The following is a 13,715-nucleotide window of genomic DNA, read 5'->3' on the forward strand; positions in this document are numbered from 1 at the left end:
TGTTTTGTTGGTTTAAAGTTTACATAAAAAAAGCGTGTTAATTATGTATTAACACGCTTTTTTAGGTTTTAAATGTATTGGTTAATGATATTTTCGAATAACTCTTGTTTACCACTTTGTAACGATAACTCACCGTTTTCTTGAGCAATTTTGTACAAGTCTTCCATAGATAATTTTCCTTCTTCAAAAGCTTTTCCATTACCTCCATCAAATGAAGCATAACGCTCTTTTCTTAATTTATCATAAGGAGAAGAAGTAATGATTTTATCAGCAATTAGTAATGCTCTTGCAAAAGTATCAGCACCACCAATATGTGCGTGGAATACATCTTCCATATCTGTTGAATTTCTTCTAATTTTAGCATCAAAGTTTACACCTCCACCTTGAAGACCTCCAGCTTTTAAGAATACCAACATTGCTTCTGTAGTTTCTTGAATGCTATTTGGGAATTGATCAGTATCCCATCCGTTTTGGTAATCTCCACGGTTGGCATCTAAACTTCCTAACATCCCTGCTTTTGCTGCAGTTTCAATTTCGTGTTGGAATGTGTGTTGTGCTAATGTTGCGTGGTTTACTTCAATATTCATTTTGAAATCTTTGTCTAAACCTTGCTCACGTAAAAATCCAATGGCTGTTGCACAATCAAAATCATATTGATGTTTCATTGGCTCCATTGGCTTAGGCTCAATAAAGAAATTCCCTTTAAATCCTTGTGCACGTGCATAATCACGAGCCATTCTTAAAAACTGTCCCATATGGTCTAATTCTCTTCCCATATCAGTATTTAATAACGACATATAACCTTCACGTCCTCCCCAGAACACATAATTTTCTCCTTCTAGTGCAATCGTTGCATCTAAGGCTAATTTAATTTGTCCTCCTGCTCTTGCTACAACATCAAAATCTGGATTTGTTGAAGCGCCATTCATATAACGAGGATTTGAAAAACAGTTTGCTGTTCCCCATAATAATTTAATATTATTCCCTTTTTTCTTCTCTTGTAAGTACTCAGTAATAGCAGCTACTCTTTTTTCTTGCTCTCCAAAAGTTGCTCCTTCTTGAATTAAATCTGTATCGTGAAAACAGAAATAATCAAAGCCCATTTTACTAATAAACTCAAATGCTGCATCGGCTTTATCTTTTGCTGCTTGAATTGGATCTGCTGCTTGATCCCAACCAAAACTTTGTGTTCCTGGTCCAAAAGGATCTCCTCCTTGTCCGCAGAATGTATGCCAGTAAGCGATTGCAAATTTAAAATGCTCACGCATTGTTTTTCCTGCTACAACTTGCTCTGGGTTGTAATATTTGAATGCGAAAGGATTATCTGATTCCTTTCCTTCAAACTGAATGTCTCCAATACCTTTAAAGTATTCTTTGTTTCCTAAAATTGCCATTTTTAATATATATTTATGTTATTTATTGTATTGATTTTCTAAATCTTGTTTCCATAATTGGTAAGCATCCTCATACATTTTCTTATCTTTTAAAGGATGATACGTCATTACGTGTTCATTGTCTGAAAATGCATCGTTCAATGTTTTAAAATCTCCTGTGCTTACCCCTGCTGCTCTTGCTGCGCCAACTGCGCCTGTGGTATCTATAATATTGATATCACTGCCTACCAATGTTGCAATGGTATTTGAAAATATTTCTGAACGGAATAAATTATCGTTACCAGCTCTTATGGCTGATAAATCAACACCGTCATTTTTCAAAATATCAATTCCATATACAAATGAAAAAGCGATTCCTTCTAATGATGCTCTTAATAAATGTGCTTTATTGTGCTTGTTGAAGTTTAAGTTAAACATACTTGCGCCTGTGTTTTTACTATTCAACATACGTTCTGCGCCATTACCAAAAGGTAAAATTCTTAAACCATCTGAACCTACAGAAATAGCCTCTGCTAAATTGTTCATATCGTTATATGATTCTGTTGAAGCAACTACGTTATGCTTCATCCAACTGTATTGAATTCCTGCGCCATTGATACACAATAATTTCCCAATTCTTGGCTGTTCAACTGTGTAATTTACGTGAGCAAAATTGTTAATTCTTGAGCTTTCTTGTGTTTTTGTACTATCTGTAATTGCATATACAACACCCGATGTTCCTCCTGTAGCTGCTATTTCCCCCGGATGAAATGCATTTAATGACAAAGCGTTGTTTGGTTGATCTCCTGCTCTGTACAATACTGGAATTCCTTCAGGCAAACCAATTTCTTCGGAAGCCTTTTTAGTTACAATTCCTTGATTTGAAAATGTTGGAACTATGGTTGGAATTACATCGGTACTTATACCCATATAATCAAACAACCAATCGGCCAATTTATTTTGTTTAAAATCCCACATAATTCCTTCTGACAATCCAGAAATTGTAGTGGTAGCTTCGCCCGTTAATTTCATAGCAATAAAATCTCCAGGCAACATTAATTTATCAACTTTTTCAAAAATCGCTGGTTCGTTTTCCTTCACCCATTTTAATTTTGAAAGTGTAAAATTCCCTGGTGAATTTAATAAGTTAGATACACATTTGTCTTCTCCAACGCCTTGAAAAGTTGCATCTCCAATTTCAACAGCTCTACTATCGCACCAAATAATGGAAGGTCTTAAAACTTCTTGGTTTTTATCAACCACAACCATTCCGTGCATTTGATAAGCAATACCCACTCCCTTAATTTGCTTAGAAAGAACACCCGTTTGTTTTAGTAACTTTTTAGTTACTTCACCTATGTTTTTCCACCAAAAATTAGGATCTTGTTCTGCCCAACCTGCTTGTAAGGCTAAAATTGACATTTCTGTTTCTGGATATTGAGTAATACCTACTGACTTTCCTGTACTTGCTTCAATCAAAGCTGCTTTGACTGATGAACTTCCTAAATCATATCCTATGTAATACATAAATCTTATAATGAATCTCTTACTATTAATTTTGTTGGTATATATTGTTGCATCACTATATCATTTTTAATAAATTCTGCAGCTTTTGTTCCTAATTCTTTAAAATCAGTTGAAACAACTGAAATTCCTTTATAAATAAATTTCTTCATGGGCGTTTCGTTATAAGATAAAAAACCTACATCGGTTCCTGGCTCCAAGTTTCTATCTCTACATTGCTCCAAGAAAACACCTAAAATTCGATCACTAACACTTATGTAAGCTGTATTTTCTTCAACTTCAAAAAGTTTTGAATTGGTGATAACTTTATAATTAAAATGATGTTCTTTACAAAACTTTTTAAAATATGTAACCGTTTCAATTGGATGGTTTGTGTATTCAGGATATATAAAACTTACTTTTTTGTACTTCCTAAACAAATCAATAGCACTTGTTAAAGATTCATAAAAAGCTTTCCCAAAATCTTGGAATAAATAATTATTTTTAGGAGTTGAATGTATATCCCAATCAATTAACAATAACTTTTCATTGCTTATTTTTGCCACTGTTGAAGCAACATCTTTATCATCAAAATTCATAACAATGTATTTATAATACTTTCCAATACTATTGTTTATTATTGTTTTAAAATTATCGATATTATAATGGTGAAATTGTACATCGGGTATAATATTACTAGGTAAATTATTAATAAACGAATGATACATCACTTCTTTATACGCTTTAAAAGTATCTAAAACCAATAAGATTTTACGAGTATCACTTGCTACATAATAGCCTTTATTAGGTACAGATTCTATAACACCGTTTTCTTTTAATATAGAATAAGCTTTAAAAACAGTATCACGAGATAAATTATGCGTTTTACAAATAGCATTAACTGAAGGTAATAAATCACCAATAGAAATTACATCCTTTGCTATTGCATTATTAACTGAATTTACAAATTGTTGATACTTTGGAATATCGCTTTCGTGATTGATTTTAAAAATAACATTCTTGTCACTCATTTTTTGTTCTGTTCTGTTGCGTTCTGCAAAGTTAGTACTTTATTTATTAAGACAAAACAATATTAAATAAAATTTAAACCTCACCCATCCTGTACTGTTATGGCATCAGACAACAACAAGTTTAATGCATAAAAAAAGAGGCTAAATGCCTCTTTTTTTTATTAATTCAATTTTAACAACGTTATTTTGCTGTTTTTATTTAACACCAGCAAGTGAGGGCTTTCCTGAATTTCAATTTTTTTAATACAGCGCGCTTCTTTTTCACTAAAATAACTTAGATCATTCAAAAAATGTAAATCACTCGGTTTATTTAAAACTATAACTCCCTTTGAAGCATCATATCTTATCGTTTCAACTTCTGCCTCATAAAGATTCCCAACTGAAAAAATATCTAAAAAACCATCATTATTAATATCTAAAACCTCTGAACTTAACAATGGTCCGAATTGAGATTGCACAGGTAATTTTTGAATTTCAAATTGACCATTTCCAAGATTTTTCAAAATAAACGATTCAAATGTATGCGCCATATAGTGTGTTGCATTTTTTAATTTATCTTCACCATAAATGGCAGGCAATGTTAATGAAGCAAATTCTTTAAACGATTTAACTTTATTATTTAAACTTGGGACTTGCTGGGAAGAACATTCTTTTCCTCTTACCGGCAATAAATCTCCTGTTTTTGACACTTTACTTAATACAACATCAAATGTTTTATTTTCATCTAAATAATCGGCATAAACATGTAAAGGTTTTTCTTTACTGGGGTGAAATTTATTATTTAGACCCCAATTTCCAATCACGTAATCTTTAAAACCATCATTATTAATATCTGTCTCTGTAATACTTTGATACCATCCATTTTTATGCTTTAAAGCTGAAATTTCTTTGCTAACAAATTCACCATTTATATTTTCATAAAAAACAACAGACATCCATTCCCCAACGATAATCAAATCTGCATCACCATCATTATCAAAATCCGAAAAAATAGCATCATTCACCATTTTAACATCTTCTAAATTTTTTATTTTTTCAGCAGTGACTTCATTAAAAACACCTTTATTATTTTGAAGTAAATAAGGCTTTTCAGACAAAGGATACTTTCCATGAGTAACTCTTGAACCTATAAATAAATCTATATCTCCATCATTGTCAAAATCGGCTTTTGCAATACCTTTAGAGTTGATTTTTATTTCGGGTAGTATATTTGTCGATTTTGAAAACTTACCATACCCATCATTTAAATACAACCTGTCTTGCAATAAGGTATTTCCTGCTTTAATTTCATAACCACCTGAAGCAACATACAAATCTAAATCACCATCATTATCAACATCTAAAAACTCCGCATCTACATCTTCATAAACTTTTTCTTTTTCAAACAATAAGATATTCGAATTTGTAAACGAGCCATCATTCTTCTGAATGTATAAAGCGGCTCTTTCTCCTTTTGCATTTCCTACAAAAAAATCATCTAAACCATCGTTGTTTACATCGGCTACTTTTAAAGCTGCGCCCATTTCAGATTGTTTCTGTGGCAACAACAATTGCAAATCAAAATCATTAAATATATTTTCTTTTTGACGGTAATTGATTCCCAAGGTTTCGGGATTCACATTTTCAAAAAATGGTTTTTCAATATTCTTAATTTTTAACGATTTATAAGCGTTTTTATAATTAATGGTTATTGAATTATTTACTGTAACATTTGTAATTACTTCCTTTGAGTCGTTTGGCCAAACAACTAACAAACTATCAATTTCAGTTTCTTTACCAAGACCAAAAATAATTTTATTCGTTACAGATGATTGATATCCTCTACTTACAAATACTTCTTTTACTTGCTTTAAGTTTTTTGAAAATAACTCAACTCTTGCTCCAACACCTTTTAAATTGTTTTTAGGACCATTTAAATTTATAGCAACATAATTATGAATGGTATTGTTTTTATAGACCTGAGCTTTTTCGGACTGATTATTCAACACTAAATCTAAATCACCATCATTATCTAAATCGGCATAAACTGCACCATTAGAATTTACAGCAGCATCTAATCCCCATTTTTTTGTAGCATTCGTAAAAGTTAAATCATGAGAGTTTTTGAAAGCATAATTACTTAGCTTACTTGAAGGCATCATACCAATAGCCTCATTTAAAGTTACCTTCTTACGATTTTGAATATTAGATTTCATTTGATTTCTAAAATCTTGATTGGATAAATCGTGTTCTATTCCATTTGTAACAAACAAATCATTAAAACCATCATTATCAAAATCAGCAATTAAAGGAGCCCAACTCCAATCAGTTTTAGCAATACCTGCTAACTGGCCAATTTCACTAAAACTTCCATCACCGTTATTTAACTGCAACATATTTGACATGTATTGATAATGATAATCAGCATTTACCATTGCCCAAAAATTATCAGTACTCATTGTTGCCATATTCTCTTTCCCTCTAATATGGTCTTCAGCCATCATATCTAACACAATTAAATCTGGCTTCAAATCATTATTAATATCGGCAAAATCAGACCCCATACTATTGTAGGAAATATGTTTAAAATAAGTTGTTATTTCATTCTTAAAAGTACCATCTCCATTATTTATGTATAAAAAATCTGGTTCTAAAAAATCATTGGCAACATAAATATCTGGCAAATTATCATTATTAAAATCTCCTATTGAAGCACTTAAACCCCAAGCTTTATTTGCTATTCCTGCTTCATTTGTAATATTTGCAAACTTTCCTTCATCATTTCTAAACAATTGATCAGAACTATACGGCTGTATATTATTTTGAATTTGAGTATCAATAATTGTATTGTTTTGAAAATCTCCCCTATGATTCACCAAATACATATCTAAATCATTGTCTTTATCAAAATCAAAAAAATAGGCCTGTACAGAAAATCCAAAGTGATCTAAACCATAAGTGGCGGCACTTTCTTTAAAAGTATTGTTTTGCTGATTTATAAACAATTTGTTTTTGCGTAATTCATGGTTTTGTAAAGAACCTGATTTACACACATAAATATCTAAATAACCATCATTATTAATGTCAACCATAGTAACTCCGGTTGACCATCCTTTAGCGTCACTAGTTGCAGATTTTTCGGTAATATCTTGAAATTCAAAATTACCTTTATTTAAATATAACTTATTAGATTCTTGGTTAGACGTAAAATACAAATCGTCTAAACCATCATTATTAATATCTCCAACAGCAACACCTCCGCCATTGTATATATATGAGTAATTAATAAAATTGAAACGTAAATTCTCTTCAACCTTATTTACAAAATGAATATTTGATTTTGAATCATCAACTAAAGAAAAAAGTGTGTTTATTTCAGTTGAAATGGGTTTTTTAGAAGTTTGGTTACAAGTAATTAAGCCGTGCATTAACAACAAAACACCAACTATTTTAATCGTTTTTTTTGCCAATGTAGTTTTCATAAGAAAATGCTATTAATTATTGATAAAATTTAAGACTAACTATCTAAAAAATTTGCTTCTTTAATTTTATTAATTACATTATCAATTGGTCGTTTTACAAATCTTGAAGCTTTTATTCCTCGTTCTTTTAGTGCTGAAATTAAAAAATCTTGTCCGTAAAAAGCTACAGAACCCACAAAATATAATGGTACCGATTTTAATTCTTCTTTAAACTGTAAAATATTATTATCAATAAATTTTGCAAAACCTTCACCAATTATTCTTTTAATTAGAGGATGCGCTTTATGCTGAAATAGAAAAACTGCATATTCAGCTAAATATTGATTTGGGGTTGAATTTTGGTATAACTTTTCAATCACTTCATTTTCATCTAGCGAGAATTCCTGTTCAAAAGCAACTTTTAAATCTTCAGGCATTTGATTGTAATAATAGCTTTTTAGTAATTCTTTACCAAAATAGTTTCCGCTACCTTCATCCATTAATAAATAGCCCATTGCAGGTACTTTTAATTGAATATTTTCACCATCGTAAAAACAACAATTTGAACCTGTTCCTAAAATACATACAACTGCTGGATCATTTGTAGTTGCCCATACTGCCGCCATAGTATCTTCCTTTACTATAGATTTTGATTGAGGAAAAACGGTATGAAATAAATTTTCAAGTAGTGTAATGCTTTGTAAATTATTACAACCTGCTCCAAAAAAATAAATTGTTTTTATGTCGTTTTTGAATTGCAATAATTCAGCACTATTTAAAATAATTCCTGCTAAATCTTCCTTTTTTAATATGGCTGGATTTAATCCTTTTGTTCTAATTTTAATTGGCTCCTGATCTTTGTTTTTAAACAATACCCAGTCGCATTTTGTAGAACCACTGTCTGCAATTAATAACATATAGTTGAGATATTTTTATTAAAAATTATAGTTTTAAGTTGTTCTTTTTTGAAGAAATTTTGAAGTTGAAAAGGTTATTTAAATTTAATGAAGACACCTCAACTTTATTGCTGTATTTTTTAAAATGGAAGCTTTTGCTTCCATTTTATTTTCTATTAATTCAATTATTTACTGTACCCAATCAATTAATTTTGAAGGATAATATTTAATGTTCATTTTATTAAAATAGGGTGTTTGATTGGCCAACCTAATTTTATAATTGTCCCAATTTCTATTTTGCTGTACACTCCAACCTAACTCTGAAACACCAACCAATCTTGGAAATGCTAAATACTCAATATCTTCAATTGTACTAATGGTTTCAGACCATAACGGAGCTTCAATACCTAAAATATGATCTTTTGAAAGACCTTTAACATACGTTTCAGGAGTCCAATTATAAGCACTATCAACGGGAACAAACGCTGCCCAATTCAATCCCAGTTTTGAAATACTATCATATTTCATATCCAAATAAATTTTCTTTGCTGGCGACAAAATAACTTTCATTCCCTTTTCACTAGCCTTTTGAGCGTTCTCTTCACTCGCCCAAAATTGTGCCACTGAACTTGATTCAATATTTGTGGTGGCAACTTCATCCCAACCAATCAAAATTTTATTGTGCTTATGAATAATTTTTTCAACGCGCTCAACAAAATATTCATAATCCTTATGCTCCGTTGATAAACTTTCATCACCACCCATATGAATATAAGGACCAGGTGTAAGTTGTACAATTTCACCAATCACATCATCAATAAAGCTATAAACTTCCTCGTTTCTAGTATCAAAAGTGCTAAAACCAACTTCTGTTCCTGTATATAAATTTGCAATCCGCTCTTCAGTTGTACTTTCTGAAGAAAGTTTTTTATTTTTTGTTCCGTTTAATTGTGGATATGCTGTGTAAGCCGCATGTGTGTGGCCTGGCATATCAATTTCAGGAACTATTGTTATGTAATTTTTAGCTGCATAATCAACAATTTCAGTATATTCATTTTGAGTATAAAAACCACCTTTACCACCTCCTACTTGAGTATTTCCTCCTATCTCAGTTAATTTTGGCCAAGACTTAATTTCTATTCTCCAACCTTGATCATCTGATAAATGAAGGTGTAAATAATTCATTTTATAATACGCTATAGCATCAATGTATTTTTTAATAACTTTAATATCAAAAAAATGTCTTGAAACATCTAACATAGCTCCTCTGTACTCAAAATTTGGTTCGTCTAGTATAGTACCTGTAGCAACAATCCATTCATTTTCTTCTGAATTAAATGTTGTATAAGGAATTAACTGACGTATGGTTTGAACAGCTCTAAAAGCTCCTTCAGCAGTTAAGGCGTTCACAATAATTAAATCTTCTGAAATAATTAATTCATACCCTTCTTGATTTGAAAATGAAGCATCTAGAACTTTATTTATAGAAATCACCCCTTTTTTAGTACTTTCTGAAGTATTTACAGCTAAATTCAACCCTGTTTTATCCTTAATTTTTTCAGCTAATATAAAACCAACATTTTTAAATTCTTCAATATTGGAAGTTTGAATGCTAGAATTTTCAGTTAAAACAAAACTTGAATTAGTTGCATTAATTGTTAATGGCTTCGGAATTAAATGTGATGCTGTTAAATCTGTTTTCGGATAATTCTTAACAGCATCTTGACAAGAACACAATACAATTCCTATCAAAAAAACGCTTAAACTTTTTATAATTCTATTTTTTCTATTTTTATTCATGATACTGAAATTTAATAGTAATATCTTTTAAAAGCCTCTAAGGCAGCATAATCTGCTAAACCTAATTTATGGTATTTAACCGCTGTTTCATTATTTCTTTCTTCTGCTCGTACCCAAAATTCTCGTGTATCGTTTCCTTGAAACATTACGCCATCTTTTTGTGATTGATGGAAGAAAATTGCTTTTCGTTTTTTCAATACTTGATCTGGACTCATAGGAACCGCCATATCAATTTGATGCATGTCCCACTCGTGCCAAGCTCCACGGTACAACCAAACCCAACAGTCATTCATATAATCGTTGTGTTTTAATTGCTTTAAGGCTGCAAAAATAGCATCTAAACAAACTTTATGCGTTCCGTGCGGATCGGCTAAATCACCTGCAGCATACACTTGATGTGGTTTTATTTCAGCAATTAAATTCGCTACAATTTCAACATCTACAATTCCTAACGGATTTTTCTTTACTCTTCCGGTTTCATAAAAAGGAAGGTTTAAAAAATGTACATTTTCATCAGGCACACCTACAAAACGAGTTGCCGCTAAGGATTCTCTTTTTCTGATAATTCCTTTTAGTTTTCGTACCTCAATCTCATCTTCAATATCCCCTACTTTGTTGTCAATTTTTCGGATAATATCATCTACTTTTGGAAACGTTGGGTTGATATCTTTAATTACTTCAGCATATTTTAAAGCCTCAGCATCTGATACTGCAATATTTCCTGAAGTTTGATAAGCAACGTGTACTTCGTGCCCTTGTTCAACCAAGCGATCAAAAGTTCCTCCCATTGAAATTACGTCATCATCAGGGTGTGGACTAAAAATAATGATACGCTTTTTAGCAGGATTTGCACGTTCTGGTCTTGAAGAATCATCAGCATTTGGCTTACCTCCTGGCCAACCTGTAATTGTGTGCTGAATTTTATTGAAAATTTTAATATTAATATCGTAAGCAGATCCTTCTTGTACTAATAAGCTAGACATTCCGTGATCGTTATAATCTTTATCTGTTAACTTCAAAATTGATTTCCCTGTAACTTTACATAACCAAACAATGGCTTTACATGCCAATTCTTCACTCCAAATACATGGCCCAACTAACCAAGGTGTATTTAAACGTGTTAAATCTTGTGAAGCCTCTTCATTTAAAATAAAAGTGGTATTTGCGTGTTCTTGTAAATAAGTTGCTGGCACTTCTGAAGTAATTTCACCTTCAATAGTTTCTTTTACAATAGATGCTTTATTGTGTCCCCAAGCCAATAATACAATCCTTTTAGCTTTTTTAACGGTACCAATTCCCATGGTAATGGCTTTTTTAGGCACATTATTTATTCCTAAAAATGAAGGTGCTGCATCTTCTCTTGTAATATGATCTAACGTAATGCTTCTGGTTCCTGAGTTGTAGTGTGAACCCGGTTCATTAAAACCAATATGACCTGTTCTTCCAATTCCCAATAATTGAAAATCTAAACCTCCATATTCTTTAATTTTTAAGTCGTAATCAATGCAATATTGGTGTAATTCTTCTGCGGAAACAGTTCCTGAAGGAATATGAATATTTTCTGGATTGATATCAATATGATCAAATAAATGCTGATGCATAAAGTAATGGTAACTGTGTACACTACTTTTATCCATAGGGTAATATTCATCCAAATTAAAGGTAATTACATTTGAAAAAGTTAAACCTTCTTGTTGGTGCATTCGAACTAATTCTTCATATACTTTTATTGGAGAAGAACCAGTTGCCAACCCTAAAACACAATGCTTATTTTCAGTTTGTTTTGTTCTAATTAATGAAGCTATTTCTTGGGCAACGCAAATGGAACCTTCTTCTGAAGTAGGAAATACAACATTGTGTATTTTTTCGAATCGTGTATCTTCAAATTGTCCGGCTGGTTTGTGTGCTATGTTTGTTGTTGTCATAGTTGGATTATTCATAATGAGCATAATAAGTACTACTGTAAATTTATTAATGTTTTGACTAAAAAACTTATTTTTTCGACAAAAAGCATTTAATCGCCTATATAAAACAAGTGGGAATGGTTAATTCCCACTTGAAAACATTTAATTAAAATTCAAATTACTATATAATTTAAAAGTTGCTTCCCTCTATGTCCCACCAAAGTCTTGTACCTCCGGTATCTGGGCCATTTAAATATCCTTTTGCAATTTCAACATTGTCTCCATTGGTATTTAATTCATTTTGAACAAAATTTATTCTTCTAATTTGAACATCGGTATCAATTGTACCTCCACTGTTATTTACAACTACTGGAAAAATTCTTGGATATCCTGTTCTTCTAAACTCAGACCAAGCTTCTTGACCATCAGGGAACATTGCAATCCACTTTTGAGTAATAATTTGTTCTAACTGCTCTTCATTTGTTCCTGCTGCATCATATGCAATTTTCACATCTCCTTGGTAAGCAATATCGTTTACTGCATTTAATGCATCAACAAAATCGTTTGGCGTACTTGTATTATCAGCTAAATAAACATCAACACCTCCTACTCCATGTTGTGCAAAAGAAGCTTTCACCCCTTCTTCATAGTTTGCTTGTGCTGTTCCTGAACCGCTCCAACCACGTAAGGCCGCTTCGGCTCTTAAGAAATAAACTTCAGCAGCAGACATCCATTGTATTGTTTCACCTTCAATTACACTACCAAGTGCAGAATGTGCTCCGTATTGACCTTTTGCTTCAATTTCAACACCCATTCTTATTCCTTTGTAAGCACCATTTAAAGTAGGATCTTCGGCTGGTTGAAAATAAACTTCTTTTCTTCCATCATCAAAACCTTCTAAAATAGATTCCATTTCAGCTCCCATTCTAATATCTCCCCAAGCACCACTTATTACGGTTAAAGGATGTGCAAAACCAGTATTGATATACATATCTGTAGCTTCCAATAAACCAGCATCACTTGCCAATGCTTTTTCTCCTTCAGTTTTGGCTAAAGTTGCATCAACATTTACAACACGCATTGCCAATCGTAATCTTAACGAATTTGCATATGTACGCCACATTGCAATATCACCACCAAGTGAGGACATATCAAAAGGAATAAATTGTGAATCTCCCTCAAATGCTTTTAATGCATCAATTGCAGCTCCTAACTCAACAAAAAATGCGTTGTATGCATCACGTTGAGAATCATACTCGCCCGTAGTTGCAAAATCATCAAATTTAGCATAACGAATTGGCCCATAAATATCAGAAACTCTGTGCATAGCACTTACCCTAACAATATTAGACAAATGCACAAACTTTTCACCTGCAGGGTCACCACCTAGTTCAACTGCATTCTTAATATCTAATGCAAAAGGCATTACACTTCCGTAAGCATCAGCCCAAGGAAAACCGTTCCAACCATCAACTAATGAATAAGTCATGTTGTTTACATTACCTGCAAACGGAGTTGGAGGTGTCATATATCCTGAATATACATCACCAATTAAGTTTTGTTGTAATTGGAAATTCCACGCAGGAGTTACATTAAAAACATTTAAAAACATTGGGGTAAAAGATCCTCCAATATGATTGTTCATTTGTGTTAAACTTTCATTAGATATTCCGTTTGGATCTGTATTAATATCTTCAAAGTTACTTGTACAATTTGCTAAACTTATAGCAATAAAAGATGCTAGTGTATATTTTATTATTTTATTCAT

The 13,715-nt window shown here is 31.8% G+C and carries 8 protein-coding genes; all 8 read right to left on the reverse strand.

Annotated features, from left to right (window positions below):
* Positions 1-68: 68 nt before the first annotated feature.
* Entirely contained in the window at positions 69-1,394 is a 1,326-nt protein-coding gene (gene xylA, locus CHB67_RS05475) for a xylose isomerase (protein ID WP_089380759.1), read from the reverse strand.
* An 18-nt stretch (positions 1,395-1,412) separates the two neighbouring features.
* Positions 1,413-2,900 carry a xylulokinase gene (locus tag CHB67_RS05480; RefSeq protein WP_089380760.1) on the reverse strand — a complete coding sequence of 496 codons (1,488 nt, stop codon included), beginning with the start codon at positions 2,898-2,900 and terminating at the stop codon, positions 1,413-1,415.
* Between the two features lie 5 nt (positions 2,901-2,905).
* Positions 2,906-3,907 (reverse strand): GntR family transcriptional regulator, encoded by a 1,002-nt coding sequence (locus CHB67_RS05485; RefSeq protein ID WP_089380761.1) that lies wholly within the window; start codon positions 3,905-3,907, stop codon positions 2,906-2,908.
* 161 nt (positions 3,908-4,068) lie between these two features.
* A complete protein-coding gene (locus CHB67_RS05490; protein WP_245813432.1) occupies positions 4,069-7,368 on the reverse strand; it encodes a VCBS repeat-containing protein in 3,300 nt (1,099 codons plus the stop codon).
* Positions 7,369-7,403: 35 nt separating this feature from the next.
* Positions 7,404-8,264: an N-acetylglucosamine kinase gene (locus CHB67_RS05495; RefSeq protein WP_089380762.1), complete on the reverse strand. Its 861-nt coding sequence runs from the start codon at positions 8,262-8,264 to the stop codon at positions 7,404-7,406.
* Positions 8,265-8,432: 168 nt separating this feature from the next.
* Positions 8,433-10,043 carry a family 20 glycosylhydrolase gene (locus CHB67_RS05500; RefSeq protein ID WP_089380763.1) on the reverse strand — a complete coding sequence of 537 codons (1,611 nt, stop codon included), beginning with the start codon at positions 10,041-10,043 and terminating at the stop codon, positions 8,433-8,435.
* An 11-nt stretch (positions 10,044-10,054) separates the two neighbouring features.
* Positions 10,055-11,968: a glucosamine-6-phosphate deaminase gene (gene nagB, locus CHB67_RS05505; protein ID WP_089381107.1), complete on the reverse strand. Its 1,914-nt coding sequence runs from the start codon at positions 11,966-11,968 to the stop codon at positions 10,055-10,057.
* A 169-nt stretch (positions 11,969-12,137) separates the two neighbouring features.
* The gene (locus CHB67_RS05510) at positions 12,138-13,715 is read right to left on the reverse strand and encodes a RagB/SusD family nutrient uptake outer membrane protein (RefSeq protein ID WP_089380764.1); all 1,578 of its coding nucleotides are present in this window, start codon (positions 13,713-13,715) and stop codon (positions 12,138-12,140) included.

Source organism: Lutibacter agarilyticus, assembly GCF_900188235.1.
Taxonomy (GTDB): domain Bacteria; phylum Bacteroidota; class Bacteroidia; order Flavobacteriales; family Flavobacteriaceae; genus Lutibacter; species Lutibacter agarilyticus.